General features: G+C 58.6%; 28 protein-coding genes, 1 tRNA gene and 1 pseudogene. 13 read left to right on the plus strand and 17 right to left on the minus strand.

The features are described from left to right. Positions 1-100 precede the first annotated feature (100 nt). Positions 101-334, minus strand: coding sequence for a DUF3551 domain-containing protein (locus AC630_RS03865; RefSeq protein ID WP_074117153.1), 234 nt, complete (start codon positions 332-334; stop codon positions 101-103). Positions 335-602: 268 nt separating this feature from the next. On the opposite strand from AC630_RS03865, the gene AC630_RS03870 reads away from it, so the two are divergent. The 4 genes from AC630_RS03870 (at position 603) to AC630_RS03885 (ending at position 3187) form a co-directional block, all read left to right on the plus strand. Then, on the plus strand, positions 603-935 hold the full coding sequence (locus tag AC630_RS03870; protein ID WP_074117178.1) for a hypothetical protein: 333 nt from the start codon (positions 603-605) through the stop codon (positions 933-935). A 366-nt stretch (positions 936-1301) separates the two neighbouring features. Then, complete coding sequence (locus AC630_RS03875) at positions 1302-1787, plus strand: hypothetical protein (RefSeq protein WP_074117154.1); 486 nt, start codon at positions 1302-1304, stop codon at positions 1785-1787. Between the two features lie 102 nt (positions 1788-1889). Further along, positions 1890-2372, plus strand: coding sequence for a transcription elongation factor GreA (gene greA, locus AC630_RS03880; protein ID WP_074117155.1), 483 nt, complete (start codon positions 1890-1892; stop codon positions 2370-2372). A gap of 137 nt (positions 2373-2509) precedes the next feature. Then, the gene (locus tag AC630_RS03885) at positions 2510-3187 is read left to right on the plus strand and encodes a hypothetical protein (RefSeq protein WP_074117179.1); all 678 of its coding nucleotides are present in this window, start codon (positions 2510-2512) and stop codon (positions 3185-3187) included. 57 nt (positions 3188-3244) lie between these two features. Here the strand turns inward: AC630_RS03885 and AC630_RS03890 are convergent, their stop codons facing one another. Continuing rightward, positions 3245-4042 carry a DUF5677 domain-containing protein gene (locus tag AC630_RS03890; RefSeq protein WP_074117156.1) on the minus strand — a complete coding sequence of 266 codons (798 nt, stop codon included), beginning with the start codon at positions 4040-4042 and terminating at the stop codon, positions 3245-3247. Positions 4043-4477: 435 nt separating this feature from the next. On the opposite strand from AC630_RS03890, the gene AC630_RS03895 reads away from it, so the two are divergent. Continuing rightward, entirely contained in the window at positions 4478-4909 is a 432-nt protein-coding gene (locus AC630_RS03895; RefSeq protein ID WP_074117157.1) for a hypothetical protein, read from the plus strand. Between the two features lie 4 nt (positions 4910-4913). On the opposite strand, the gene AC630_RS03900 is transcribed toward AC630_RS03895, so the two are convergent. Continuing rightward, entirely contained in the window at positions 4914-6095 is a 1182-nt protein-coding gene (locus tag AC630_RS03900) for a tyrosine-type recombinase/integrase (protein WP_074117158.1), read from the minus strand. An 844-nt stretch (positions 6096-6939) separates the two neighbouring features. Here AC630_RS03900 and AC630_RS03910 point away from each other — a divergent pair. Further along, positions 6940-7170, plus strand: coding sequence for a hypothetical protein (locus AC630_RS03910; protein WP_245330250.1), 231 nt, complete (start codon positions 6940-6942; stop codon positions 7168-7170). A 52-nt stretch (positions 7171-7222) separates the two neighbouring features. Further along, entirely contained in the window at positions 7223-8485 is a 1263-nt protein-coding gene (locus tag AC630_RS03915) for a hypothetical protein (protein WP_143197792.1), read from the plus strand. A gap of 420 nt (positions 8486-8905) precedes the next feature. Here the strand turns inward: AC630_RS03915 and AC630_RS46695 are convergent, their stop codons facing one another. From AC630_RS46695 to AC630_RS46700, 3 genes and pseudogenes are all read right to left on the minus strand, one after another. Beyond that, a complete protein-coding gene (locus AC630_RS46695) occupies positions 8906-9079 on the minus strand; it encodes an ATP dependent DNA ligase (protein ID WP_349537942.1) in 174 nt (57 codons plus the stop codon). Next, positions 9064-9807, minus strand: coding sequence for an ATP-dependent DNA ligase (locus AC630_RS03925; RefSeq protein ID WP_245330252.1), 744 nt, complete (start codon positions 9805-9807; stop codon positions 9064-9066). The genes AC630_RS46695 and AC630_RS03925 overlap by 16 nt, the downstream gene beginning before the upstream one ends. A gap of 79 nt (positions 9808-9886) precedes the next feature. Continuing rightward, positions 9887-10121, minus strand: a pseudogene (locus AC630_RS46700) (hypothetical protein). Positions 10122-10609: 488 nt separating this feature from the next. On the opposite strand from AC630_RS46700, the gene AC630_RS03940 reads away from it, so the two are divergent. Next, a complete protein-coding gene (locus tag AC630_RS03940) occupies positions 10610-11614 on the plus strand; it encodes an SIR2 family protein (RefSeq protein ID WP_074117163.1) in 1005 nt (334 codons plus the stop codon). Next, positions 11607-14438, plus strand: a complete 2832-nt coding sequence (locus AC630_RS03945; protein WP_143197793.1) for a hypothetical protein — start codon at positions 11607-11609, stop codon at positions 14436-14438. The genes AC630_RS03940 and AC630_RS03945 overlap by 8 nt, the downstream gene beginning before the upstream one ends. A gap of 101 nt (positions 14439-14539) precedes the next feature. On the opposite strand, the gene AC630_RS03950 is transcribed toward AC630_RS03945, so the two are convergent. The 7 genes from AC630_RS03950 to AC630_RS03975 form a co-directional block, all read right to left on the minus strand. Next, positions 14540-16687 (minus strand): hypothetical protein, encoded by a 2148-nt coding sequence (locus AC630_RS03950; RefSeq protein ID WP_143197794.1) that lies wholly within the window; start codon positions 16685-16687, stop codon positions 14540-14542. A 340-nt stretch (positions 16688-17027) separates the two neighbouring features. Continuing rightward, the gene (locus AC630_RS43380) at positions 17028-18410 is read right to left on the minus strand and encodes a hypothetical protein (RefSeq protein ID WP_143197795.1); all 1383 of its coding nucleotides are present in this window, start codon (positions 18408-18410) and stop codon (positions 17028-17030) included. Continuing rightward, entirely contained in the window at positions 18407-18898 is a 492-nt protein-coding gene (locus AC630_RS03960; RefSeq protein WP_074117167.1) for a bifunctional DNA primase/polymerase, read from the minus strand. The genes AC630_RS43380 and AC630_RS03960 overlap by 4 nt, the downstream gene beginning before the upstream one ends. Beyond that, positions 18891-19277, minus strand: coding sequence for a hypothetical protein (locus AC630_RS03965; protein ID WP_143197796.1), 387 nt, complete (start codon positions 19275-19277; stop codon positions 18891-18893). Before AC630_RS03965 ends, AC630_RS03960 begins: the two co-directional genes overlap by 8 nt. A gap of 39 nt (positions 19278-19316) precedes the next feature. Beyond that, positions 19317-19514 carry a hypothetical protein gene (locus tag AC630_RS03970; RefSeq protein WP_074117169.1) on the minus strand — a complete coding sequence of 66 codons (198 nt, stop codon included), beginning with the start codon at positions 19512-19514 and terminating at the stop codon, positions 19317-19319. 196 nt (positions 19515-19710) lie between these two features. Next, entirely contained in the window at positions 19711-20076 is a 366-nt protein-coding gene (locus tag AC630_RS43385; RefSeq protein WP_143197797.1) for a helix-turn-helix transcriptional regulator, read from the minus strand. 131 nt (positions 20077-20207) lie between these two features. After that, positions 20208-20663, minus strand: a complete 456-nt coding sequence (locus tag AC630_RS03975) for a hypothetical protein (protein WP_074117170.1) — start codon at positions 20661-20663, stop codon at positions 20208-20210. A 261-nt stretch (positions 20664-20924) separates the two neighbouring features. Here AC630_RS03975 and AC630_RS47735 point away from each other — a divergent pair, with 261 nt between their 5' ends. Continuing rightward, the gene (locus tag AC630_RS47735) at positions 20925-21053 is read left to right on the plus strand and encodes a hypothetical protein (protein ID WP_283808383.1); all 129 of its coding nucleotides are present in this window, start codon (positions 20925-20927) and stop codon (positions 21051-21053) included. Continuing rightward, the gene (locus tag AC630_RS03980; protein ID WP_074117171.1) at positions 21050-21265 is read left to right on the plus strand and encodes a helix-turn-helix domain-containing protein; all 216 of its coding nucleotides are present in this window, start codon (positions 21050-21052) and stop codon (positions 21263-21265) included. The genes AC630_RS47735 and AC630_RS03980 overlap by 4 nt, the downstream gene beginning before the upstream one ends. A 191-nt stretch (positions 21266-21456) precedes the next feature. On the opposite strand, the gene AC630_RS03985 is transcribed toward AC630_RS03980, so the two are convergent. The 3 genes from AC630_RS03985 to AC630_RS03995 form a co-directional block, all read right to left on the minus strand. Further along, positions 21457-21531, minus strand: a tRNA-Val gene (locus AC630_RS03985). A gap of 160 nt (positions 21532-21691) precedes the next feature. Next, on the minus strand, positions 21692-22990 hold the full coding sequence (locus AC630_RS03990) for a coiled-coil domain-containing protein (RefSeq protein WP_074117172.1): 1299 nt from the start codon (positions 22988-22990) through the stop codon (positions 21692-21694). Between the two features lie 117 nt (positions 22991-23107). Further along, positions 23108-23713 carry a DUF1134 domain-containing protein gene (locus AC630_RS03995; RefSeq protein ID WP_074117173.1) on the minus strand — a complete coding sequence of 202 codons (606 nt, stop codon included), beginning with the start codon at positions 23711-23713 and terminating at the stop codon, positions 23108-23110. Positions 23714-23852: 139 nt separating this feature from the next. Between AC630_RS03995 and AC630_RS04000 the strand changes: the two genes are divergently transcribed. Then, a complete protein-coding gene (locus AC630_RS04000; protein ID WP_074117174.1) occupies positions 23853-24338 on the plus strand; it encodes a YHS domain-containing (seleno)protein in 486 nt (161 codons plus the stop codon). Here AC630_RS04000 and AC630_RS04005 read toward each other — a convergent pair. After that, the gene (locus tag AC630_RS04005) at positions 24332-25162 is read right to left on the minus strand and encodes a 3'(2'),5'-bisphosphate nucleotidase CysQ family protein (RefSeq protein WP_143197798.1); all 831 of its coding nucleotides are present in this window, start codon (positions 25160-25162) and stop codon (positions 24332-24334) included. The genes AC630_RS04000 and AC630_RS04005 overlap by 7 nt on opposite strands. A 172-nt stretch (positions 25163-25334) precedes the next feature. Here AC630_RS04005 and chpT point away from each other — a divergent pair, with 172 nt between their 5' ends. Continuing rightward, complete coding sequence (gene chpT / locus AC630_RS04010; RefSeq protein ID WP_074117182.1) at positions 25335-25982, plus strand: histidine phosphotransferase ChpT; 648 nt, start codon at positions 25335-25337, stop codon at positions 25980-25982. Positions 25983-26284: the final 302 nt, after the last annotated feature.

The raw sequence follows: 26284 nt of genomic DNA on the forward strand, positions 1-26284 counted from the left end.
CGATTTTGAGGGCGTCGATTCGCCGGGCCGTCGGTGAAGCGGATCGTCTTCACGTAAAAATTGTGGCGGCCCGCCGTCATGCGCGCACGCCGCCGCGTCGTCAGTAGTTGCGCTGCTGCGAGAACGCGTAGCGCGGATTGATGCCGCAATAGGCCGACGTGCCGGAGGCGGTGGCGAGGCACTGCTGATAGCTCGCGAACTGGCAGTTGCCGGGATAGCCCCAGATACGGCCTTGCAGGCAGTATCTGTCATTTTCCGCATGGGCCTGAGCCGCCGGGAATGTCGCGGCGATCAGGGCTGAGAATGATGCGAGCGTGAGAATGGTGCGACGCATTTCAATCTCCTTCGCGAACGAGTGGATGGGAATCTCAACCGAGCCTTGGTGTTCCGAGAACTGACGCTCGGAGGAGTTCGATCTGTCTTGGGTCGGCGCGGTGCGTTGCGTTCGCGATGAGGCTCATCATGACGCAGCCCGTGGCCGGCGATGTGATCTCGGCCACAGTTCGCCGCTGGGCTCCGCCCTATCGTGGGCAGACTTGCACGCGTCGATCCGGGAGGCCTACGCTTCGTCTCATTCGGATCAGGAAATTTTGGAGGTTCTGATGCAAAGGTCATACTTGCTGGCTATGACAGCAGCGCTGGCGCTTATCATGCATACACCGCTCGCGCTGGCCCAGACTGCGCCAGCCGCCGGCGGAACCACGGCGCCTGCAGCGACAACCACTGCGCCGGCTGCGACGACGCCTGCGCCGGGCGCGACCAGCTCCACTCCGTCACCTAATCCGAAGAAGAGCACGTCGAAGAAGCCAGCAAAGAAGAAGATGACCCGGCAGCAGGAGATCGATCATTCAGTCGATACCGGCACCGTTCCGGCACGGTACCGCAGCTCGGTGCCCAAGCAGTACCAGCAATATATCCCGTTCGATAAGCAGTGACGGATTGACGGATCGCAGGGCGGCGCGACGTGATCAGCCCGTTGTGCCGCCGGTGCCATCGAGAGGCGGCCCTGGCCAGGGGGCTATCGCATAGGGTTGAGAAGCTGCCGAACGTGCTCGGCCTGCATGGTTCGAGACGCCCGCCTATCGCGGGCTCCTCACCATGAGGGTTTGATATCTCGCCGCGAACCGCAACCTCATCCTGAGGGCCCGCCGTAGGCGGGCGTCTCGAAGGATGGCCGCAGGCGAGCTTCCAGCCACGCCTTTCCACAAATGCGATTGCCCTGGCCAGCGGGCCCGACCACACATCCCTTGTGGCGGTCTGCAAGAGCGGTGCTAGAGTAGGCCAAAGCCCCGGGGGGATTAATGAGTGATGACGTGAAGGATGCTGGCCTTGTGGCGATGATCAGCAGCATCCTTGGAGGCAACAAGCGCGCAGACAGCATTGCATCGCCGCCGCCCGCTGAAGTTCCACCAATAGCGCCGACGAACGGATTCGAGGCGGTTGAGGCGTCCATCCCGGAAGCGCCATCGATCAAGCACGAAGATGCGTCCAACGTCGCGCCGGCCGCTGTAACGCCGGTCGAGCAACCGGTGAAAATTGCCACGACGCCGGATGGCAAGCGATTGTTGCCTGCGGAGGCGATCGCCGAGCTCGTGCTCGGAGAGTTGCGCAAGATCGAGGATTTTCCGGCGACCGGCGCCTCGGTCACGGTCTACGGCTACCGGCATTGGAACGCCATGATCACCTTCGCGCCGTTCTCGACCACGTTCCAGAATGCAACACGGTTCCGCCAGGCCATGCCGGATCTCGTCTTCAAGCTCCGTCGTTTCGTCGAACTTGAGATATAATCCGGGGTCAAATCACCGGCGTTGGCCCGGCGCGATTCCCGTTGGTGAATCGCGGCGGGGAGGCGCAGCGGTCACCCGAAACAGTTCGACAGGATTTTCGAATTGAGCGTTGCCTTTACCAAGGAAGAGAGCGCCGAAACCGCGTCCGAGACGCTGTTGCCGGATCGCCCGATCTCGCCGCATCCAAACTTCGTGACGGAAGCAGGCCTCCAGGCCTTGCAGACGCAGCTTCAGGAAGCGCGCGAAGCCTATGAGGCCGCGCAAGCCATCGAGGACGTCAACGAGAAGCGTCGGCAGTCGGCGGTGCCTTTGCGCGACGCGCGCTATTTGGCTGAACGGCTGCGCACGGCGCAGGTTATTCCGAATTCGGAGGCGACCGACACAGTCGCCTTCGGCAGCACAGTGACCTTCAGCCGTGCCGACGGCCGCGTGCAAACCTACCGCATTGTCGGCGAGGACGAAGCCGATCCAAAGGCCGGGTCGATCTCGTTCGTAGCCCCAGTCGCGAAGTCGCTGATGGGGAAGGCGGTCGGCGACGTCATCGGTTCAGGCGCGCAGGAGATCGAGATTTTGTCGATTGGGTAGGGGCGCGCAGGGCGAGGCGAGGATTGCTATCGACAGGAGCAATCTCATTCGCCTAAAGCATGATCCATACGTTTCCGTTGTCTTGTCCTGATATCGATGGTCTCCGCTGTGTCCGCGCAACAAAGCCCGATGGTTGGATGAGACGGTTTCTGTCGGGAGCGTTGCCGTTTTACGCGCTGGCCGGATTGGCCATGTGCATGTACCTCGTCTTGTACAAGACGAACCTCTTCGACTTGAACGCCATCGTCGAGGGTGCGACCGGTTCATGGTGGTTTCCGGTCTTCATGTTCGTCTGCGTGCTCCTGGAGTCGGTCTTCCCGTATTTTGGCTATTTTCCCGGAACCGCCCTCATTTTGATGTCCGTGGCGCTCAATCCGAAGCCCGCGGACGTCTCCGTTTTTATCGTGGCGTGGCTGGCCATCATCGTGGGGGCCGTTCTGAGTTACGGACAGGCTCGTTTTTTCAGACCGTTCTTGCAGCGGGTTGCCTCAAAAGCGGCACTGAGCCGATGTGAGTCCCTTTTCGACGCCTACGGTCCTTACGCGCGCGTTGCTTTGTTCGTTCATCCCAACGCTTGCGCGATGTATTTCACGGCACTCGGACTTCTCGGCCGGAACCTGGCGCGAGAACTCGCCCATCTTTGCGTGGGTGCAGCGGCCTCTGTGGGCATTCTGTTCGTCGTCGTGACCAGACTTGTGTCGTCCGTAGGCGCCACCGATGATGGGGAATTGCAGGTGCTGCTGGCGGCAGGGCTGGTCGCCATCGGGACCCTCGTCGGTCTCTACGCGGCCTGGCGGCCGGATCGGGCCGCCTAGATGTGGAAAAGTTCGTTCGCTATATCCGGGGGCTGCGGTCAGCTATCTCGGGGCGGTTTAGCTGGCTGTTCCAGTTGTTTCCGCCGTCCCACCTGCCAAAGTTAAGAAGCGCTGTGCTACAGCTTGTGCCCGCAGCGTGGCGGCGAGAATTGCAAATCCTTGCAATTCTGCGCCCTTCTTCAGAATTTCGATTGACCCCATCAGAGTGGTCAGAACCGTTGAGCAAACTATCTGGTAAGTCGAATCGATTTCTTCGTCGCTCACGGCGGGCTCAATGTCGATGCCATCGAACTGTCCATCAGCGCTCCGTATTGCGTAACGGCTGAGAGCAGTCATGCTGGGGTGTCCCGAATCGGATGAAAGTTGGGAGTAAAACAAATAAAGGCGTCCAAAATCATCGCTCAGTTCAGAAACAGCTTTTGGGTTGAGCATTCTCCCGCGTCTGGCATTCTCGTTTTGTTGCAACCAAGTTCGAAGCCGAACCTGTATGGCTGGATCGAGTTCGGGATGATTTTCGAATAGATACTGAGTCTGTGACGTTTTTCGCTTGGCTTCGTCGGCCAGCATCTTTTCCGCAAACTCGTTGCCCTGCTCTCTCAGACCGGCAACCCAAAACGCGTTCTCGACACAACAGCGAGTCAGTGCTCTCGCTTCGACGATCCTTCGTTCTTCAAGTAGAAGAATTACACCTTTGAGATGGGACAGTGTCCGCCCGAGCAGCGCAATGGTTAGAGCTTTTTCGTCAGCAAAACCCGCCTCCGTAAATTTTACGTCGGCGGCTTCTATGATGTCATAGCCCGCTCTTCCGACGTCAATGCATATACTTGACCAGCTATGTATGTCAGTCATGGCCATCGCAGCGCTGTTTTCTGTTTCTTCTCTTCGTCGAACAATCCGCAGATTTTCGGCTCTCCGGATGATGCCATCATGCCGGTGTTTTGCCCGACGGAGCAAGTCGATTCGGAAAAGGCGTAACCCATTGATCCGACTGACGCCGGCTACTGTGCATGGGGTTGTTTTCGACATTTTTGATGGGACGGGTGACGAGCGCCGCCCGGCGTCGATGATCGTCCGCAACCACTATGGTTCAGGAAGGTGAATGGTGGGCGCACAAGGGATCGAACCTTGGACCTCTCCCGTGTGAAGGGTGCGGCGCAATGTTTTACGCGAATAAAATCAATCACTTGAGCGCGATGCGGTGCATGATGCACGGCCCATGCACGTCCTCTGGCATCTCGGTCGCACGGCCCCATATTAGGCTATTAGTCCTAATCAGGGGTACTCATTACAATGACAGAAGATTTCAAGGCGGCCTACGAGAGCGGCAAGGCGGCTAAAGAAGCTGCCGCAGCGAACAAGGCGACCGCTGACGCGCAGAGAAAGCAGGAACGTGATCTCGGGATGGCCACTGCGGAGAAGTGGATCAGGGAAAACGTGCGCCCCGTTTTCGAGGAAGTTCAGCGGCAAATGGAGGGCACCATTTCAGTCGCTCTGCCGGGCTCGCCGAGCGAGACCCCGGTCGGATGGAACGACAAAATCACGCTGGGGAACCGTCCCCAACAGCGGAAGCTTTCGGTCAACGCCCTCGCGGAAGGATACGTCAAAATCTACATTGACGACGGCGAAGGTTTGGAATTTGGCAACTTCCATGAACCGAAAGCTGCCGAGATACGTGACCTGCTAAAAAGCATGGTGAAGGGAATCGCAGAGACTGGCGGCTAGGGCGCTATGCCGCTCGCTGGGCCTGCCACTCGGCGAGCGCCTTCACTCCCGCCTCGCGCTCGGCTTTCTTCAGCGTCTTCGCCCGGCGGCCGACAAGCTCCACCGGCGTCTTCATCCAATCCTGATCGAGCCATTCCTGAATCGTCGGCAGCTTGTTGATGGCCTCGATCAGCGGCGGTTGGGGGACGCTCGTATAAAGACGGCTCATGTCATCGGCGACGTGTCCCATGATCTGATCCTTCTTATATGGGTGGACATCCCTGATGACGAGTTCGGTCGATACGGTGTGCCGGCCCGTGTAGGGGGCAACGTCGAAGATATGGGTCCGCAGCCGGGCGGCGGCGATCCCCTTCTTCATCTGTCCGCCGTTGTCGTCATAGACCGTAAACGGCTCGTTCTCCCAGGTCCGCACCAAACGACCCGGCCGGTTCTCGACCATGTCGGTTAGCATAGGAACCAACGCCTCATGGATCGGGACGCCGCGCGCTTCGCCGATCTTGGATTTCGCCAGGGTGATCCAGCGGCCGGGCACGTTGACCTGCGTCGTGTTCATGACGAACAGTTCGATGGGGCGCATGCCGGTGTAGAAGAGGATCGTGAAGACGGTCTGGTTGGCGACGCCCAAGCCCTTGATGAAGTCCCAGGCGATCCCGTAGGGCACCGGATAGGAGCCGACGCGCTTCGGCCCGAAACTCTCGACGTTGGTCCCCTTCGGCTTCTTCGGCCTGATCCATTTCTTCGGTATCGCCCACTCCATTATGACGGCGTGCGACCACACCGCAATGAACGGCGTCCATAGCTGGCGGTTGAGCGTGTCCGGCCGGACGTTCGGATAGAGCGCCTTGCCGATGTCGTTCATCATCGGTTGCGTGATGTCCTTCAGCGGTGTGCCGATCAGATGCGACATCAGGCCGGACCACTTGCCGGTCTCTTCGTCGAACGTCCCCAAGAAGCGCGGCGAGCCGCCGTTCTCCAAATAGGACTCGGCCGCCTGATCGAATGTCACCACGGCCTTCTTGCCGTGGACGACTTCATTCAGAAGCTCGGCCTCGCGCTTCGTCAGGATGCCTTCCGCCGCCGCTTTGTTAGTAGTCTTTGTAGATTCCCTGATCTCGTTCCCTTGGGCGTCCGTGCCCCGGATGACCCAGGAGTGGTGCGGCTCGCGCCGCCATAGATAGAGCCGCATATATTTCCTCCAAGGTGCTGCGTTAGATTCGACTGCTTCTGCCAGCGCCTCGCAGGTGCCGGATGAAAGCCGTGCTGTGTGCTAGGACATTTTCAAGCGGTCATAATTTGCCTGGGCGTCTGTTATGTGATCGATCGTCTCTTCCAACTCTTCGGGGGGGGCAGCGAGTCATGCGCCTCTGCTAGCGCTTCAAGCCATGTTGCGACGCTAGGCGGGACCTTTGCCTGACCGGACGCCCAGCGTCGCGCCAAACGATCATCGCATTCAAGAACCGCCGCGAGACATCGCTGCGTCCAACGTAATGAAGTCAGTGCCTTGTGAAAGCGATCAGCAGTCATTCTGAATTTTATGAAGGTTGATCGTAGCGCACAGTCGTTCGCACGCCGTTTGAACGTGTTGCCTGGGGTTCGGTTAGATCGTCGCTAAAATCTCAAGACCTGCCTGCCGATCAGCGAAGTTGTGTCCGCATTATGCGGACATAGGTCCGCCTGTCAACGCTTGTCAGTGAGGGGCTTTGAGATGTGGCAAATCGAAATCGCGCCTGCAGCGCCAGAGATTTCTACTGGCGCCCTTCGCATCGTGTCTTTCCGAACAAATCATTAGAAGGAAAATTCTAAAAATCAGAAATTTAACTTGTGTCGTCGGGCAAAACAGTGGTCTCGTGTCGTGAGAACGAATCGGGAACATCTGCGCATTGGGTGCTATATGTGGGGATAACCAGGGGGGGCGAAGGGCCGATTGGAGAATCATGTGCGAGTCATGATCGCGGATTTCGAGAAGCAACTCTTCATATGCCCTTAGCAGGTAGGTCGCGGGGCTAGTTTGACAAACAGGAGGTCGGGCAGTGTCTGACCAGGAATTGAGGAATGAAAATCTGATCGAGGTGCTAAAGCGCAACGGCGACTTTAGCAAGAATTATGGACCATGGCTCGGCGCCTTGTTGCTTTGGCTCGCGATGAAGGCGGCCAAACCTCGATCCTTTTGGTGGACCGGGCTGGTTGCTGTAGCGGTCGGTCTGGCTACCTGGCTCCATGGTCACGGGCTGCCTCCTTTTATTTCCAATTGGCTTGGCTAAGGTCATCCACAACTGGGGGAGGAAAGTGGCAAGCCCCCGGTGGGGAGGGGCGATGAAGATATTCTGGTCCTGGCTGTCGGACTATGATCCCAAGATTTCGCATTATTTCGTGCGGGACGCCCTGAAGGCTGCAATCAAGAAGCTGAAGCAGGCAGAGGATGTCGAGGAACCTTCAGAGGCCGACCGGCGTGTCAATCTGGAGTTGGACCACGACACCAAGGGTCTCTCGGGCATGCCAGACATCGCGGCATCAATATTTGCTAAGATTGATGCGTCTGCGGCCTTTGTTGCGGACCTGACGCCTGTAGCGACTTCACCATCCAAGAAAGACAAAGACGGCAATGAAGTCGGCTTGCGGCCGGTGATGAATCCAAACGTCGCGATTGAGCTGGGATATGCGCTGAAGTCGAGGGGCTGGGAGCGCTGCATCGGGGTGCTTAATCTCGCTTACGGCTCAGTCGATACATTACCATTCGATATCCAGCAGAAGCGTTGGCCGTTCACATACAATTTGCCCGACGGAGCCTCGAAGGAAGACATCAAGGCAGCCTCAGAGAAACTTATCAATGCTCTCGTTGAGGGGTTGCGGCCATTTCTCAAGCAGAAACCAGCAGGAGCTGCCCCAAAGTTTGAAGAAACAGTTCCGGTTCGACCCCCGGCACTTTGGTTTGCCAAGGACCAATCACTCGGGGCGCGGCGAGATAATTCCCAACCCGTCATGCCGTTCGAGAAGGTTTTCTATCTCAAGCTCAGCCCTACGAAAGATCTGCCTAAGCTTCTCTCTCACGCGGTGCTGAACCAGACTGCGAGCCGGTATGCTTCTTTCTCACTCGGCGGCAGCTATTCTTGGCTGGCCAACGAGTGGGGCGCTGCAATGTCAGAAGCCGCAGGCCACACCAACAACGTTGATAATGTCACGCAGCATTTCCATAATGGTGAGATCTGGGGCCTCAACGCCGATATCCTTCGGCATGGCGAGAGCGGTCAATATCAATATCTGCTGATTGATCAGGTAGAACGGCTCTATCGGCAATGCCTTCCATACTACATTGATTGTATGACCCGTGAGTATGGTGTCGAGGTGCCAATCAAGATGGTGGCTGGCGCGGTCGGCGTGAAGGGCAGACGCATAGCCTGGAGCGGAGGTCCCGGCAGCGGCATCGCGAAGATGATTAAGGATTCCGTTGAACACGAGGCCCTTCTCAATGTGATCGAGCAAGGCGCCATTGATAAATTCCTACTGCGCTTCTTCGAGAAGATATTTGAAGCAGCCGGCGAAGCCAGGCCAGAAAACTTCGGCGGCTTTCCCCCATAACGTGAAAGGCCCGGAAGGGCCTTCGTCGTTCAATTGACCCGGTGGTTAGTCGGTTTGCTGCCATCGTGGATGATGTGAGCATTAGACCTGAAGAAGGTCGACGCATCGGGTTAATCTGTCCTTGATGGTGCGCACGGCGGCAGCCGTATCAGGCAATCCATACCACTTGCCCTTGTTCGACTGATATTGTCGGCGGGGCTTTCGCGCGATAGGCGTTGATCGTGCGGTTAGCGATCATCATGGGGCGCCGCTCGCCGGACCGGATCTGATCCTCGTTAAACCGAACCAGAAACTCAGTTGAAGCGTCAGCCTCTCGCAGCTCGCCAGACTTCTCTAGGAAGCCCCAGTCAATGTTGAAAGAGTCCTCTACGACGCTGAACCTGTACATGACTTGAAAACGTCATGCACAGGCCACTGTTCCTATTTGCGCGTGAGGCCTTTGAAAGAGCTGGCCCGCAACAACCCTTCGGAAGTGATGTCCCGGTACTCGACCTCAGCGTAGAACTTCGGCTCGACCCACGTTGCCTTGGGCTTCCTGATAGGCTTTGTGAGCTTTTGCTTAGGGCTCACAACGGTACCTAGCGCCTTACGGATCTCCGCCGACTTCGTCCGACTCCAGCCCTTTCGACCTTCCCCATATAGCGCAGCTCTTTGCCATCCCTCTTGCCGAGGTAGAGTGCGGCGACGCCGGAGGGGTCCTTGACGAAGCCAACTACAGGGAATTTCTCGCGCTGGACCGTCTTGACCTTAAGCCAAGCTTCAGTCCGCTCCGATCGATACGGCGCGTCGGCCTTCTTGGAGACGATGCCTTCGTAGTTGAGCTTGCTTGCCGCCTCGAAAAACTCATTGCCGTCACCGGTAAGGTGCTCGCTGTAGAGCGCCGGAGCTTCGATGCCTTGCTCCTCGAACAGCTCCTTCAAGACCTCCTTACGCTCAACCTGCGGCGCTCTGCGCAAGTCTTTGCCGTCGAGCCACAAGAGATCGAAGGCGTAGAACAACAAGCGATCCTGACGGCCTCCTGCTAGCTCGGCCTGTAGTTCGGAGAAGTTGGTCCGGCCCTCGTGGACCACGACTACCTCGCCGTCGATGATGGCTTGGCCAGGGACGTCGAGGGCGCCAGCAATGACGGAGAACCGCTTGATCCAATTCAGCCCGTTGCGGGTGAAGGCGCTGCGGTCGTCACCGTCGATGTGGAATTGCGTGCGGTAGCCGTCGTATTTGATCTCGTGGAGCCATTGCTCGCCCGAGGGAGCCTTGCTCTTGAGAATCGCGAGCTGGGGTTTAATGAACCCCGGCATCGCCGGGTTGGTACGCCTCGCCACGCTACTCACACAAATACCCGCCGCCGGGTTGGGGCCAGACGGTGGGCAGTTAACTCAACTTACCCACGCAAGACAATGCTTAGGGAATGTCGCCGTTCCTGCGGGTCTGACCGATGCCGTAGGGCTTGTTCAGAAAAAAACTCCCGATTGCCCATGGCGGCCTCCGCATACTGGTCAATCGCGACTTGGATGGCCTCAATATGCGCCCTGCACCAACCCTCCCGAGTGGATAGCCGGCGAGTTTGGTCGAGCGACTTCAGAAAGTCCGGTGGGTCCTGCATGTCTGAAAAATACTTGGGCCTCTCAGCTACCACTTCCGTCCTCCTAGCACTCGCTTTCTGGTCCCAGGCGGGTCAGCCTTCTTCATCTCGTCGCGTTGAACAACGAGATGATCCACCTTCGCCTGCATGCGGGCTAGAAGAGCTTCAGCCGAGGCCGTTCCTATCCCGGCCCGTTGAAGCTGGAGGATTTCCTTGCGCTGCCGTCCAATCTGCGCGCGCATGCGCTCGATCTCGGAGCGGACGTATTCGAGTGTGGGCATGGCCAAACCTGGGATTTTACCCAATAGAACGAAACGAGAACGAAGAGTCAAGGTGATAAGGCAGCCGACCGAGCGCTAATTCTGCTTAGTCCCGGCCATGGACCGCAATGCAGTCATCGCTACCCTCAGCGACGAGCAGATTGGAGCTTCAAAAAGGGTCCGTGAGAAAGGCGAGGACGTCGATCAATTGGGGAGCGCCTAGCAGGCTAAACTATGGACGTCCTATAATGGGCAACGCTGATTCAATTACCGAACGCAAATATGAGCGATGAAATCCCACTGGTTCCAACCATCCCGCCAGGATTGAGAGACGCTGCGCAGCGCGGAACGCTAGTCCCTTTCGTGGGGGCTGGCGTCTCGATACTCGGCGGTTGCCCATCATGGGCCAAGCTCGCGGACGATGCGTTAGGCGCTTGCATCAAGGCAGAAAAGTTCAACCATGGCCAACATGAGCAAATTCGACACCTGACGCCGCGCATGAAGCTTTCGATTGCCCGCGCGATTGAGGCCGAACACGGACTGAAGATTGACTACGCGAAGTTAATTCAGTCGGACGACTATTCCAGCAACGTAGTCGGGCGCCGGGTCTATCGGAGCCTTGGCAAACTCGGGAAGACTTTTGTCACGACAAACTATGACTCTTGGCTTGATACTGAAATCGTAGATACCGAAGTATCTGTTGAGGATGCGGCCCCCGTTGCCGATTCCACTGCCGCAACGCCCAGGGCCAGGCGTCGGATTATTGACGTCAATGATTTTACTGCCGCCAATCTAGCCCAAGATAATTGCGTGTTTCTTCATCTCCATGGCTCCGTTTACGAATCGCCTGGAATGATCATGACCACGCGAGATTACATCCAGCGATACGCAAACGATCGACGGTCAGACGATCCGACGCGAGAAAATCGAACACTGACGTTCTTGGAGTTCCTCTTTCAGCGACGAACCGTTCTATTCGTCGGATATGGACTGGAGGACCTCGAAATCCTCGAATACGTCGTTCAAAAAGCTAGACAACAATCCAGCTCGGGGCCGCCTCAAGCAAGACACTTCATGTTGCAAGGGTTCTTCGCGCACCAATATGAGCTTATGCGAAGCATGACCCAGTACTACGCTCAGTGCGATATCGAGCTGCTTCCATTTCGTCGTGATCAGCGTGATTGGGCTCAGCTCATCGAGGTGCTTGAACACTTCGGCAATATAATGCCCGCGAAGTCAGCGCTTGCTCTCCAAAAGCAAGCAGATATGGAGGACCTCCTTGACTAACGGTCTTTCAGCCAAACTAGAGTCTTTCTTCGACATGATGAGCCAGGGCGATGAATTTGCCCAGCATGGCTTCGACCTTCTCGTTAAGCGTGGAGAGCCTGAGAAATATTTTGATGCCGTGCGGTCACGCGGCTTTTTTGATCCTGTCAAGAACAGAGGTCCAGAGCCCTCGACGAACCCGGGCTTCGTGCACATTCCCATATGGCATGCGGTCACTTATCTGCAGGCCGTTGCCAAACGCGCGGGTGAGACCAACGACGACACACTGAGCGAAAAAGTCCTCTGCGTGATCAGAGACGTAACCAATTTTCGAGATTCAGAAAGCGGCGAGCCGACGGATAACTACCAGACGTACTTTAGGTTCGCAGATATCTTGGGCGTTCTCCCAGTCCGTTGCATCAAGCTAGATGATCTGAAGCTAATCCGGACTTGGATCGCTTCTAAGTACGATAAAGGAATGATCGGATACTCGCTGGGCAAAGGTTTGCTCAAAAATCTCTTCGCTAGCGGCACGACGGAGGACATCAAGAAGGCTTGTTTGGTTATCGAAGAGTGTATGGCCTTCGAGTGGTCTTCCGAAGAACGTCGTGGTCGATCAAAGGAGTTGGTTACGCTGGTTGACGATTACTGGCTCAAGGAAATGTTGAACACTTACGCGCGAGAGCTCGGTCAGAAGGCGGGGCGCGATGCAGTATCGATCTTCGAGAATGGCCTGAGAGCGATCTTTTCTGACAAGCGGAGAAGCTATGGTAGCTCGCTTTGGCGTCCTTCAATTGAACCGAGTGAACAAAATCTCGATTGGCACGGAGCCGAAAATCGATTTGTGGAGGGTATGCGAGACTCCTTAGACGGTTGGCTGGGGTCTGAACCGCAGGTGGCTACCGTATTTGTAGCTCACGCTTTAAAGGATCAATCGGAAATAATTCGACGTATTGCTTTGCACGCTGTGACGGAGCACTTCGACTTGTTGCGCGACGCGTTTGAAGCCGTCGTCACAGCCGATCTGTTTTCGTCTGGACAGCGGCATGAACTGTATCGTCTGCTCAATCTTCGGTTTGGAGAGCTTACTGCGGCGGGTAAGAGCTCAGTGCTAGAATCGATTCGTAAGTTGCCGCCGCCGTCAACCGGTGATGAGTCTAGTCGCCGACTCAAGTTCACGCAGAGAGAATGGCTTTCATCGATCAAGAGTCATGGCGAGGTGGCCGGTTGGTTCTCCCAGCTCTCAAGCGATCCAGAGCTTGGTCCGTCAAGTGACCATCCCGATTTCTTAGCCTATCACGAGTCTTGGGGGGGGCCCGGGCCAGCTCCATTCGGAGAGGATTTATTGCTTGCCTTTGCGGAAGACGGGTCGCTTGTCGATCGGCTCAACGGCTTCATCGAGACAGGCTCGTGGAAAGGGCCGACTACGGGAGGCCTCGTAGCAGCGCTCGAAGGAGCAGTCGCGGCCAAGCCCAATGTCTTCCTGCCGCTCTTAGAGACGTTTCACGAAGCGAAGGTCGCCTATCAGCATGCAATTATTCAGGGCTTCAAGCGAGTTTTTGATCCGTCAAATGAACCCAAGCCAAATCTTGATTGGAGTGACGCTTGGCCAAAGTTGATCGCGTTCTTTGCTAAATGCGTAGCCGCGCCGGATCTTTGGAAGCCGTCGGACGAACACCAAAAACTGGATTTGGTGCCGACGAACGGTTGGATGAGAGCGCTTATTGCTAGTTTCCTGGAGGCCGGAACACGCGATGACAAGACGGCATATCCTCCCAATCTGCTTCCTCAGGGATGGGCAATCATAAGAACGTTGCTCGACCGAGCGCCTGAAAGCGAGCTAAGCCTAAATGATCCCATGACGCATGCTCTCAACACAGAAAAAGGACGCGCGATTAGCGCGATGTACAATCACGCGCTACGCGTCTGTAGACTTGAGAATCTGACGTCGAAATCAACAGTAAAGGCGTGGACCTCGCTCCAGGAAGCGTTCGACGCAGAGATCGGAAAATGCTGCGGCGCGAACTATGATTTTTCAACGCTGTCAGCCTCTTACATCGCTAACTTGGACTTCATGAGTCGCGGTTGGCTCGCCGACAATGTCGGTGCGCTATTTCCCGCCGCAACTTACCCTAACAATTTCAAGGTGGCAGTTGGCGGTTTGGCTTATGCAAAGCCGACGAGGCCGGTTTACCAATTGCTGGCCTCTGCCAACGTAATTGCTGACGGATTGGCGGTAGAGCTCGAAGATCGGCATGGTCGCGAGCGAATCGTTGAATGGGTGTCGCTTGCCTATCTGTGGGATGACGAGGAATTAAATTCACCTGTAATACAGAAAGTGTTTTCGGGAGGCGCAGACGATCTCGAAACTATGGCGAGCTTCTTTTGGAGGGTTCGCGGAGACAAGCTGACCGTTAAGCAGAAAGAAAAAATACTTGCGTTCTGGGATCAGTGTCTTTCGTGGAGTTCGTCTCAGGCAAAGGTGCCGCAACAGCTTTTGGCGCGGCTGGGCCGCCTCGTCGAGTATGTCGACACGTTAGACGAGAACGCGAAGCGGCGGCTTTTGGCCATCGTTCCTCATGTCCACAATGATTACGCAACGGATGCAATGGTCGAAGAGCTTGCTCGCTTGGTCGATACGAGCCCGCCAGCCACGGCGGAGATATTGGAAAGAATGCTTGAGGCTAGCGCGCCAAATTATGACCTCGATGACAAGTTGAAGAAGCTTATTGAGGAGCTTGCGGAGCGTGGACAAAGCGATGGAGCAATCCGCTGCGCAAACAGACTTCGTAAAACACTTCCGGGCATGGTTGATCTGTACAAGAGGCTTACGCTCCAAAGCTAAAATTAGCAGATGAGCGGGTCATTGGCGCGGCCAGTGACCGGTGCCGCCAGCAATCTGAGCAAAACAAACTAAGTGTGGTTTCTGGCCGCGCTTAGTTTCATTTACGATGTACTGGCACTCTGATTTCTAAGGTCCTCTACGGCGTTAATAAACTCTGACACAGTCCCAAATGTGACAAAGTTGCCAAGGGCAGTACCGATCACATGATGAGCGCGTCGAACGAACGTTGCTACGGAACCCATTTCGCGCGGAAAGAGAGGAGAGACGTCTTGGCGGCCCCGAAGCCGGTACGCCTCGCGGATATTTCGCGCGACTTCTTCTCGTTTCTTCCCGTCCCGAGTTAGTAACAGTCCCATTCGATCCGCCACGTTGAACTCGGCCGGCTCAGCAGAATGCCGCAACAGCAATGCCTCTATTGCGGACAGGGTGTAGCTCAATCGTTCTATTGGACTTGCGAATGTCGTGCCTGTGCTGAACAGCAGCAAGCTTGATCTGACGGCGAGTGCAAACTCGCTTAGTCCTTCCGGACGTACGAGCGCTCCGACCGCGTCGAGACCGGGCCTAATTTGCTTCAATGTCTCTTCAGATATTCGCCAGCCGGGCGCGTTCGGCACAAGCATCGCCTGCTTGTAGGAAAAAGTCCCATCTCCGATGACCAAGAGGTTCGACATTGGAACCAGCTCCGATCCAAGCAGCGCGTTACCAGAACCTGCTGGAAAATGCACCGCAGGCGGCGAGAAGAACCGTAGAAACGCTACGACGATCCTAGCGATGGCTGCACCGTCTTCCTCGATCTTATCCGCTTCCGCGTCCAATTTGAAAACGACCGCAGCTAAGCCCTGCATGTTTTGACGCAGCTTGTTGAATAGTCCGACGATGCTGTCGCGCTGTTGCGGCGCAGAGCCGAGCGCTTCCGACTCCAGCTTTTCGATCATGGCCCTTGTTATGGTCGCCACTTCGGCGGGGCCGACGGGGAACGAGTTCTGCACTTCGAGGTTGGCAATGGGGGCCCACAACTCCAGCGACCGGACGGCTTTGCGGCCCTCTTTCGCTATCGTCTCGGCGAGGCTCTTTGTGTTTTCCACCTCGTAGCTTTCTTGCAGCCATTTAATGGCCGTCTTCTCCAGGAACCGGCGGCTCAGCGTTCGGCTGGCCCAATCCGACCGTAAAACACTTTCCGTCAACGCCTGCATTTCGGCAAACGCCTCTTCGTCGAGTCCAAACTGGGCGCCGTCTTTGTAGATGAATACAAACGCGCGCCGGCTCTCCACGTCAGTCGCCCAGACGAGAGGGACCGAGAGCATCTCATGGTCGGTGAGGGTTGCGCTGGGCGGGCGCTCGCTCGGGAATCCATCGCCGTGCTGCGCCTCGAGCTGGATCTTTCTTACTTTGTGCAAGAGTGCGTTCGCCGCCGCGTCCAGTGAAGCGGCTCGGTCCGGCGCAAAAGAAAAATCCTGCTCCGGCCCATCGGCACCATCGCCGGAGGAGACGCTCGTTTCGGGCGGTACCGATGGAGCTGGCTTCGCGGCTGCGTCAAGCTGGTTGAGGGCGCCTTCCAGGGTGCGTAACTCATCCAAATCGGCCGCGTGAATTTGATCGAGACAACGCTGTAGCCAGCCATGAAAGGATAAGACGTTGCCAGTATAGGATTCAGCAATAGTTCCAATATCGACGAACTCACCGCAGCCTTCGATGAATATTCGAGCCGGAGCCGACCAGTTGCGCCACTCCAGTAGGGGAGCCGACCTGATGTGAATGCCGGTTTCGAGCGTGCCGGTTCCGGGCTGATCGGCGTTCGATTGGAAATTCATGTACATTTCGGAATTTGGCAACCCATTGTGCAGGATGTAGTTGCGCAGATCCTGGACGAACCTCGCGAGCGGCTGATTCTTGAAGTCCGCGTCAACCCTCGCCTGATAGCGCTCCAGCATTGGCGTTTCGCTGTAGTGCTCGCGCATGAATATGCGCGTGTGCTCGACAAGTGTGAGCGCCGCTGCCACGAAGTTGTGGACGCGACGCGTTACCTCACGATGGGTCTGGCTTCCCGCTTCCCGGTTGGCCACCGCCATTAGGCGAATGCCTTCATCGGGATCGTTCACGCGGCGCGTGATTCCGATCAGTTCCTGGGCGTTCATCCGAAATATGTTGAGCGTGAACGTTCGTTGGTGAGAGCGATTTGTGTGCGCCATCCCACGCGAGGAATGGATGGCTTTGATAAGATCGCTTCGACTTTCAAGAGCTTCGCTCACGACGTTTGCCCAAATTGGATACGTTAGAGGATGTCACGAAAGCCGCAGACCACCGCGACTTTGCTTCGTTGATGATGTTGATACAGTGACTACTGCAAGATCGCAAAGGAGACCAATTGCGAGCCTAGTTAGCGAAGTCAGTTTCTGGGGTGCGCGGCTATCCGCCACCCCGCCGATTGGACGGGATGGCGTAAATTGAAGCCAAGGAATTAGCGTATGTTATCCTTGCGGCCAGATGTAGGCCTCGCCGGAGAACGCAGGCGGGAGCCGTACCGATGACAGCGGTGCTTCACTCTGGCCGGGGCGGAAGGACACTCGCTCGGTAACAACCTCGCGATCTTCAAGGGTGGGGGTAATGGTGAGCACGCGACCATAGTAGTCGTGCTGGACTGCCGGCACCGGGATTGCCTTGCCGTCGCGGCCGATGTCTGCTTGCCGAACTTCTTCGTGCGGGGCCTCGTACTGAAACTTCACCTTGTCCGTATCGCGCGGGGAGCCGGGGTAACGATAGACCCAGCACTTCCTCACCGCGCGTCGCTCGCCGGCCGGGCGGTCGGAACTCCTTCGGTGGATTGCGTCGTATCCCGCGACGGTTTCGGCGACGGGATTGGACCGCAACGCGGCGTTCACGGCCGTCGTTTCGATGTCGAGCGCTTCGAGCTTCGCGATCACTTCCGAAACCGTCAGCATTTCGGGAGGACGTGACCGCGTTCCAAAACTCGGCCGGCGTCGACATGCCGTAGATTGAGAGATTCGGGTTGAACAGCTTGACGGCCCGATTCTGAGCATAGGCCGCGCCTTGGTAAAAATCTTTCGCGCGCGAGAAGAGGCCTAACATGTCAAAACGGATCATCTCGCTATGAATGCCCACTCCCGGTCCATCGATCTGACGAAGGATGCCGCCGAACTCGTCCTGAATGCAGAGAATGGACGGTTGGCCAATCAGCGTTTCGCGCAGTGCGGACGCGCTCATGAAGCGGGCCGGCCCGATGAAGCGATCAAGGCCCGATGCGATGGCCAGCGAGCCGACGCATGATCCAGCATGATCTTTTCCGTATCCTGACGGTGCGAGCGCAATCAAATAGAGATTCGTTCGCGCGCGGCTCGGCGTCTCAAAACCACGACCGGCAAGCGTCGCAACCCATCCCAAGGCTGCGCCAAGAGCGAGTTCACGACTAGGAAACTCGGACGACGCTTCGATCCAATCGATAATATCACCGACAAGCCCCGGCGGGCGCGTCAGGTCGGAGAGAGAAAGTTCAGACTTCGGCGGCAACGCGGACGGCTCGACGTCATCGTATTCGTTAGCGGCGCTGACATCCGCCGGAAAGATCGGATGCTCCATCCCCTTCCCGATGCCACTGGCAATCGTCTTCTTAACGGCGGCGTTTCCGTCATCCGCCACCAAGCTGTTGCGGTGACAAGCCATCGTCAGTGATGCCTCTACTTCATCGCGCGTGATCGCACCCGTAGCGATGTGTCCGCCCATGGTGTAGGCGGCCCTGTTGAGCATGTCATTCCGACCGCCGTGACTCTCGCGGGCTAGCTCGTCGGACAACTTGTCGAGTGTCGCGCGGGCACGGGATGACGCCTCATTCACCAAATGATTCAACGCGACTTCAAGGTTTCCACGCTCGGCGCTTCCCTTTTTGATGTCAGGCGGCGGATTCACTATCCAATCCGGCGCAAACGGAACGTTCTTCAGGTAGTCTTCACGGCTCACTGGATCACTTCCCAAAACTGACCGGTGGAGCAGATCGACGGCGGGCAGATGACGTATCCGCCATCGCCCTTCACCTCGATTCCCCGGCGCTTGAACTTGAAACTAGCCCGCCCTTCCGGTGGGCAACGATAGTAGACGTGTCGGCCGCCGCTCCAGGTGCGAACGGTGCAGATGCTATCGGGCAGGTGGAAGCCATCGGCTGCGAGGGCTTCCACGTCTGCATCACCATCGACGCCGTGCCCTTCGACGGATTCGATGTCGACTACGATCACGCCGTTGAGCACCCCGGTGGGCAGTCCGATCATTACTCCGGCGCTGAACATCTTGGCGACCTCGCCAGGAATGCTCGACGCATCGTGAAAGCCGTTCGGAGTCAGCGGGGTTTTGTTCGCCGGATTGCACGGAAACACAGAGAAGCCGCGCCGCGCCAGTTCGACAGCGGCCGCACGCGGGTCGATAGGAAGGTTGGAAAAGAGATGCTTATGCACAACAGGTCATCCAGTCTTCAAACGTGACGCCCAACCACTTCCTTCCGCCTCTGGACCGAAAGAGTGAGCGCGCGATCTTGAGCGTCAGCGCAGGGAGCGGGTCGCCTTGGATGTCCAGGAGGTCGCGCTTCAGCCAATAACGCAGACACTCGCGATCAACGATGACAGAAGCCTTGTTGCGGAACGTGAAGCGAATAGCCGTACCCGACCGGCCATCGCGCACCAACGTGAGCGACACCATATCATCAGGCGTGCTGCGGAGGTGCTCCACGTCAGCCAGCCAAGTGGCGCGATTCGAAAGTGAGCTATCAGAACGCGTTGCTTGGTGTGCAGAATTGGAGTACATGTTTGTGAGCCTTCTAAGATAAATGTTTTGCATCACCCGCCGCCTGCCAGCGCGCGGGTTTTGCTTTTGGGGTTATGCTGCTTCGATCTTGGTGCCGTTGATAAAGGCAACGATGTCGCCCAGCTCATAGAGCACGCGGCCACCAATTCGATGGTATGCCGGCCCGTAGTTGCGCGCTCGCCACGCGGCGAGGCACTTGGGCGTGTTGTTCAGGATGGTTGAACAACCTTCTTGGTCAACGTAGGTCTTTCCATTCAATTCGATCCGCATTTAGTTCTCCCTTCCGATGGATGGTCTGATACTGGCTGATCATGGATGAGCTTAGGAGCCTGCTTCGGTCGCCCTTAGAAATGCTCTTACTCAAGGCAACCCTTACCGATCGCGCAGCTGTACTGCGCGTCGATTTCGAGGCTTTGCTGAACAGAGAGCGGCCGCGCTGAACAGGCGGTCAGGGTTGCGCTTTGGTCTAACCAGCCGCAGTAGAGCCGGAGCACGTCGGAGACCAAGGTTGCGTAGGTGACGCTGAGCGTGACGCCGTACCGTGCGCTTCGATCGTCTCTTCGACCACGGCAGCAAGCGTGACCGCGTGTTCGGCGGGGGCGGCGGTGATGTCGAGTTCGGGCATGATAACGGCCGTCATGCTACGGCGCGAGGGGCGATCAGCGAGTCCCGCCATCCAGGTTTCGACTTCTGCGGCGTTGAAAAATCTTGAGCGGGAGATATAGACAGGCGCGGGAAAGCCATTCGTTCGCAGCTTGACAAGCCGCTCGAACGTGGAGCGCGGCATATTAAGCTTTTGGCGAACGGTTTCGGACCTAATCAGTTGCTTCATTCTGCACCTCTTGAGCCTTGATGGCGGCTCAAGAGGTATCCGAAACAGCACGCGACTGTCGCACCCAAAATAGTCGCCCTTCGTTGGGCGAAAAAATGGAGGATGACTTCTAGATCGATGGAGATCCTTTGCTATCCGTCCGTATCTAAACGTCTCCAGAGATTTTCGAGTGACCTTTCGCTGAGCGCTACGCCTCTCATAGCTCTCACCGCTTTCGCAGCTTCGGCGACCGTCGAGCCCCGGTTCACCCGATTGCGCATTTCCCAATAAAGCTGATAGTCGCGCCACTCTCTTTGAAGCCGACCGACGGGGTCGCGTTTGTCCTTGCCGCGCCAGATTGTGCCAAGCTCTTCCGGCGTGAGTGTAACCGGCCCTTTATCAACCTCCGCCGTGATCGCCTTTTCAGCCGTCAAAGCAACTTCCGCCGCGAATCGTTCGATCTCCCTAAAAATGGAGTCTGGAATTTCCCGTCCGTGTGTAAAAGCAATGCTGAAGGCGCACCAAGCGGCGGCGACGTTGCCGGTGCTTTCATAAAACTTCGTCATGCTGGCGATATTGCTATCAAACAGCTCGCTATGTTCATTCATCGTCGCGCCTTGGCCTTAACGGAGGACATTGATTCGCGCATCGCCCCACCAGATCAACGAGAAAGTCTCTGCACTTGGATTGAGCGCCACGCGATCCTAGAACGAATGAGTATCCTGTTATACTGTCGACATTGACTCAGCGTCGGGAGACGAAGTCTATCTCGCCGCGCTCGTGGCGAGCGAGAAGGATGCATCGGCCGGGGTCCGCAAGAGTTGTGCAAGCCAATCTTTGAGCTCTTCACCGGCGAGAAGGAAGACCGCATGAGCGGGGTGATGACCTTGGATGAACGCGACACGGCGCCCGCCATTTGGCAGATCGCCATCGGTGGAATGACCGCCGGTGCCGCCCTCTTCGGTGCTGGCGCGGCTTTCATGAAGATCGTGGAATGACCGGCGACCGATTCACCCAATGTCTGGCCTCGCTGCGGTGGACGCAGCGGGGCCTCGCCTCGATCCTCGAATGCGACGAGCGGCTGGTCCGGCGGTGGGCGTCGGGGCAGGCCGACATCCCGGCGAGCGTCGCCGCTTGGCTCGAAACGCTCGCGAAGTGCCATGACGCGATCCCGCCGCCCCAGGGATGGAAGCGCCGCCAGAACGCTTAAAGACCGCCGGGACAACCCGAGCGGGTCTTCTCTTTTCCGTGAACAGGAAGGGAACACCATGCACGAGCCATGCACGGCTCATGCACGGATATGCACGGATGTTCCTACCCTGTTCTACCTTTTGAGGCCCTCCGGGGGTCTCTGGTATGCCAGTTTCAGGCTAAATTTGTGAGTTATTTGAGGGGTTTAGGTGGTGGGCGCACAAGGGATCGAACCTTGGACCTCTCCCGTGTGAAGGGAACGCTCTCCCGCTGAGCTATGCGCCCGGGACCATTATGCAGACGGCCGGACCTTGCGGCCGGCCGACACATCGGAGCCCGCGATTTAGAAGTGCGGGCCACGGGTGTCAAGTTTCCAGGCGGCTTGATGCCTGAAAACCTTCCGTAGATCACGCAATTCGCACGCGAACCCGCGTTTTGGGCCTGCTCACGCGCCCTGCTGGCGGGCGCGGGAAGCGTGGGCCTGGAGCGCGCGGATGCGTTCCGCGAGCGTTCCACCGCCCTCGGGCAGGCCGGATGTGGCCGCACCATTCGTGGCGGCGCCATTGGCCGGGCGCGGCGCCGGCTTCGGAGGCTGGCCCGCCTCGGCCGCGAGCAGCGCCTCAATCGGCGAGTTCGGGCCTTCGAGCTGCATCGCGAGCTTTGCGACCTCGGCGGCGATATCGTTGATACGCTCGCGCAGCAGCGCATTCTCCATGCGCTCGGTCGCCCAGGAGCTTTCCGCCTGCTGCTGGATCCCGTTGACGTCGCGCTGGAGTTTTGCGCGCTCGTCGCGCGCGGTCCGCAGTTGCTCTTCCAGTGCGGCCTTTTCCGTGCGCAGCCTTTCGAACGCGGCCGAGGACTTGCCGCCGCTCAGCGCTGCGATCTCGACGCGCAATTCCTTGATGGTGTGCTCGGAGCCCTCATTGGCCTGGCGGAGCTGGTTGTTCTCGTAGTCGCGTTCGGCGAGCAGCTTGCCCTGCGTGGCGAGGCGGCCTTCGAGGTCGGCGACGCGGCCCGACAGCATCTCGGCCTCCTTGACCTGCACGATGAGCTGGCGATCGAGCTCGGTGACGCGCTGGCTCAGATTCTCGACGCGGCCGCGCGCATCGCCGAGCTCGCGCGAGGCTGTCTCCGATTCCGACCGCTCCTGCGTCAGCCGTGCTTGCGTCGTTGCGAATTCCTTCTCGGCGTCGCCTACGCGATTCTTCAGCTCTTCGATCTGCGCGCGCACCACAACCAGCTCGACCTGGCGGCTCTCCGCCATCATCGAGCGGTCGGACAGCGCGGAGTTGATCTTGGCGAGTTCGCCCTGCTTGTCGGTCAGTGCCTGCTCGGCGCCGCGCAGTGCTTCGGTCTTGGCGTTGAATTCCTCTTCGGTGGCGCGGAGCTGCTCCTTTACTGCCTTCTCGCGCGCCTCGAGCGCGAAGATCGTGGCGTTCTTCTCGCCGAGCTCGATCTTCATGCGGTTGATGGCATCGCTCTTCTTGCCGAGCTCGGCGAGCTGGCTGGTGGTCTTGTTCTTGAGCTGGTCGACGCTGATTTCCAGTCGTCGCGCCGACATCGCGAATTCGGCGCGGAGCTGGTCCTTGTCGGCCTGGATCTCGGCCATCGACAGCGGGGTCGCGGCCTCGAGCCGGCGCGTGGTCAGCCGTACCGCGCGGTTATGCACCAGCGGCACGATGGCAAGCCCGCACAGCATCGAGAGCAGGAAACCGATCGCAAGGTACATGATCGGTTCGACCATGGGCCAGAACTCCAAAAACAAGGAAAAATTTACCAAGGACAATGCATGGCGGGCCGGCAAAAAGCCAGCCCCGCCCTGTTGTTAACGTGAATCCGGAACCGACCGGAGGAGGGAGCCCTAGAACGGGTTCCAGGTCGCGCGCGGCGTGAATTTGAGGTAGCCGATATTGGCTCCCAGCCGCAGGCCGAGGCCCGAGCGGATCGGCACCAGCACGATGTTGTTGGCGGTGAGCGCCGTCATGCCGAAGCCGCCGATGATGTAGGCCGAGCCGTCGATACCGCCAAAGCGCTGATAGATCGCGTTGGTGGCGGGCAGGTTATAGACCAGCGTCATGGTGCGCGCGCCGTCGCCGCCCCAGTCGAAGCCGAGCGAAGGGCCCTGCCAGTAGACGCGCAGATCACCGGCGTTCTTGGTGTAGAGCGTGCCTTCGCCATAGCGCAGGCCGGCGACGAAGGCACCGGAGCCTTCCTCACCCAGGATGTAGCCGTTGGGCAGGCCCCATTGGCTGACCGCCTTCTCGATGATCGAGGCGAGTCCGCGCGAGACGTTGCCGAAGAAGCGATGACCGGCGCCCACAAGTTCGTCCGGCCCATAGGTGTTGGGGCTCGGGGTTCGCTGCGGCGGCGGCAGGTTAGGTGGCGGCGCCTGCTGGGCGGAGGCGGGCACGATCCAGCCGATCAGCGCGGCAAGCGCAATCGCGGCAAGGCGTGATGCGAAAGTCATAAAAGAACCCCTGGTATCGAATCCGTTCGCTTCCTTAACCTGACGCCAACAGGCACGGCCCTAGGTTGCGCCGGATGTCCCCTCGACTCGGATGTTATCCGCAGCAACTATGACGGCACAACGGCAGGAAGATAGCCCTTTGCGCCCCGGAATTGCCTTGATCGGCCTTCTGGCCTGCATGCTGGCGGGGTTTTGGACCGCCTGCCTTGGGTTGCCGGCGCAGGCTGCCACCACCGAGCGGATCGTTGTTAACCGTTTCAGCGGCGTCGCCATCGAGGGCTTCGACCCCGTGGCCTATTTCGTCGACGGCACGGCGGTGCAAGGAACGGCGGAGTTCGAGGCGAGCCTCTGGGGCGCAGTCTGGCGCTTCCGCAACGAAGGCAACCGGGCGTCCTTCCTCGCCCACCCCGAAATCTATGGGCCGCAGTTCGGCGGCTACGACCCGGCCGACATCGCCCGCGGCGTGGCCATCGCCGCCAATCCCCGCTTCTTCGTGATCTTGGCGCAGCGGCTCTATCTGTTCAGCCGGGAAACCAACCGCGACGCCTTCGCAGCCGATCCCGAGCGCTTCCTCGACGAGGTCGGCAAGCGCTGGCCGGCGCTTCAGGAACAACTCAGTCAGTAGCAGCCGGCCGCCTGCGGATCGCCCCAGGCGATGAACTCCGGGATGATGAAACCGGTATCGCGCCGCTGGCCGAAGCGGAGTTCGGCGCCCTTGCCGTCGGTCACCCTGCCGCCGGCCGCGGTCACGACCGCGCAACCGGCCCCGACGTCCCATTCCGAGGTCGGCCCGAAGCGGGGATAGATGTCGGCGCTGCCCTCTGCGATCCGGCCGAATTTCACGGCCGAGCCGACCGTTCTTCTGACGGCGTTGGGCCGGCCGTCGATGAAAGCCTCGCTTCTGGGATCGCCGTGCGAGCGGCTCACCGTGGCGATCCAGGGCTCGCCCGGCGTCGGCAGCTTGCGGGTGCGGATCGGCTCGGCGGCACCGATGGTAGCGCCGTCAAACCTCACGCGCTCGGCACCGAGACCGACGATGCCGCGCCAGAGCAGCCCAAGCGCGGGCGCGCTGACAATGCCGAGCAACGGAACGCCCTGAGTGACAAGGGCGAGGTTGACGGTGAACTCGTCGCGGCCGGCGACGAACTCCTTGGTGCCGTCGAGCGGATCGATCAGGAAGAAGCTGTCGCGAAACGGCGGAGAGGCGAGCTCGGTGCGCTCTTCCGAGAGCGTCGGCAGGTCGCCGGCAAGCCGCGCCAGACCATCCGCGATGATGCGGTCGGCGGCGAGGTCGGCCTCGGTCACCGGCGAGCCGTCCTGCTTGTCGTCGACCCGCATCGCGGCGCGGTTGACCGCCAGGATCGCTTCGCCGGCCTTCACCACCAGCGCGGTGAGCGGCTCCATCAGGCGGGATGCGGCCGCGCCGTCGATGATCCGCTTCACCTGCATGCCTCATTCATCGGCAATTCCATCCCTACTCGACTGATTCGCCTGCGGCTTTATGGCCGCTTCGAACCGATCGCAAGCTAGCTGCCACGGGCTTGCGAATGTTAGAACCCGCAGCATCCGTCAAGCATGCGTGATTCGCCGCGTCCGCGCCGTGCAATTCCAGGAACCCTTTATGTCTGACGCTTCGTCACCCGGTACCGCTCCCGATATGCTCGAACTCGCGGCGCTCCTGTGCTCGCGGGTCTGCCATGATCTCATCAGCCCTGTCGGCGCCATCGTCAACGGGCTCGAAGTGCTCGATGACGATCCCAAGCCTGAGGACCGCGAGTTCGCGCTCGACCTGATTCGCAAGAGCGCCAAGACGGCCTCCGCTCGCCTCCAGTTCTGCCGCCTTGCCTTCGGCGCGGCCGGCTCCTCCGGCGCGCAGATCGACCTCGGCGATGCCCAGACCATGGCGCGCGGCCACATCGAGGATGGCAAGTGCACGATCGCGTGGAATCTGCCGCGGCTGCTGCTGCCGAAGAATCGCGTCAAGCTGCTGCTCAACATGCTGGTCGTTGCCCAGCACACGATTCCGCGCGGTGGCATGCTGACGATCGATCCGATCGGCGAGGGCGAGACCATGAGCTTCCGCGTCACCGCGACCGGACATAATGCGCGCCTGCCGCAGAACATCGCCGAGCTCCTGAGCGGCGAACGCGGCCCTGCCGCGGATGCGCACGCCATCCAGCCGTATTATACGCGGCTGTTGGCACAGGCTTGCGGGCTCACCGTGAAGCTTGCGCCGGAAGGCGAAGCCATCACCGTTACCGCTTCGTAACCGCACCCGTCGCTCTCGAACTGTTAATCGAATCTTTACAAGGCGCTTCGGCTTGTCCGGAGCGCCTTATCTCTTTGTTGGTTCCGTTCTTTTGCACATACTCAACCATTATTAAACGCTTTGCGGTGAAGCTGGCCCAATTCCGAAATGGCGCATCACGCCTTTGTGCGCGCCCTCCCTGTGTGAAGGCCTGTTTTCATGGATGATCTGTTGCGGGAGTTTTTGACGGAGACCAGCGAGAGCCTGGACACCGTCGACAATCAGCTGGTGAAGTTCGAGCAGGAGCCGAACAACGCCAAGAT

This window comes from Bradyrhizobium sp. AS23.2 (assembly GCF_001908185.1).
Taxonomy (GTDB): Bacteria; Pseudomonadota; Alphaproteobacteria; order Rhizobiales; family Xanthobacteraceae; genus Bradyrhizobium.

Bases quoted from the DNA above. Each gene is read 5' to 3' on its own strand.
- AC630_RS03865 (WP_074117153.1), bottom strand. From the start codon at position 334: ATGCGTCGCACCATTCTCACGCTCGCATCATTCTCAGCCCTGATCGCC.
- AC630_RS03870 (WP_074117178.1), top strand. From the start codon at position 603: ATGCAAAGGTCATACTTGCTGGCTATGACAGCAGCGCTGGCGCTTATC.
- AC630_RS03875 (WP_074117154.1), top strand. From the start codon at position 1,302: ATGAGTGATGACGTGAAGGATGCTGGCCTTGTGGCGATGATCAGCAGC.
- AC630_RS03885 (WP_074117179.1), top strand. From the start codon at position 2,510: ATGAGACGGTTTCTGTCGGGAGCGTTGCCGTTTTACGCGCTGGCCGGA.
- AC630_RS03890 (WP_074117156.1), bottom strand. From the start codon at position 4,042: ATGGCCATGACTGACATACATAGCTGGTCAAGTATATGCATTGACGTC.
- AC630_RS03895 (WP_074117157.1), top strand. From the start codon at position 4,478: ATGACAGAAGATTTCAAGGCGGCCTACGAGAGCGGCAAGGCGGCTAAA.
- AC630_RS03900 (WP_074117158.1), bottom strand. From the start codon at position 6,095: ATGCGGCTCTATCTATGGCGGCGCGAGCCGCACCACTCCTGGGTCATC.
- AC630_RS03915 (WP_143197792.1), top strand. From the start codon at position 7,223: ATGAAGATATTCTGGTCCTGGCTGTCGGACTATGATCCCAAGATTTCG.
- AC630_RS03940 (WP_074117163.1), top strand. From the start codon at position 10,610: ATGAGCGATGAAATCCCACTGGTTCCAACCATCCCGCCAGGATTGAGA.
- AC630_RS03965 (WP_143197796.1), bottom strand. From the start codon at position 19,277: ATGCAAAACATTTATCTTAGAAGGCTCACAAACATGTACTCCAATTCT.
- AC630_RS03970 (WP_074117169.1), bottom strand. From the start codon at position 19,514: ATGCGGATCGAATTGAATGGAAAGACCTACGTTGACCAAGAAGGTTGT.
- AC630_RS43385 (WP_143197797.1), bottom strand. From the start codon at position 20,076: ATGAAGCAACTGATTAGGTCCGAAACCGTTCGCCAAAAGCTTAATATG.
- AC630_RS03975 (WP_074117170.1), bottom strand. From the start codon at position 20,663: ATGAATGAACATAGCGAGCTGTTTGATAGCAATATCGCCAGCATGACG.
- AC630_RS47735 (WP_283808383.1), top strand. From the start codon at position 20,925: ATGAGCGGGGTGATGACCTTGGATGAACGCGACACGGCGCCCGCCATT.
- AC630_RS03980 (WP_074117171.1), top strand. From the start codon at position 21,050: ATGACCGGCGACCGATTCACCCAATGTCTGGCCTCGCTGCGGTGGACG.
- AC630_RS03990 (WP_074117172.1), bottom strand. From the start codon at position 22,990: ATGGTCGAACCGATCATGTACCTTGCGATCGGTTTCCTGCTCTCGATG.
- AC630_RS03995 (WP_074117173.1), bottom strand. From the start codon at position 23,713: ATGACTTTCGCATCACGCCTTGCCGCGATTGCGCTTGCCGCGCTGATC.
- AC630_RS04005 (WP_143197798.1), bottom strand. From the start codon at position 25,162: ATGCAGGTGAAGCGGATCATCGACGGCGCGGCCGCATCCCGCCTGATG.
- chpT (WP_074117182.1), top strand. From the start codon at position 25,335: ATGTCTGACGCTTCGTCACCCGGTACCGCTCCCGATATGCTCGAACTC.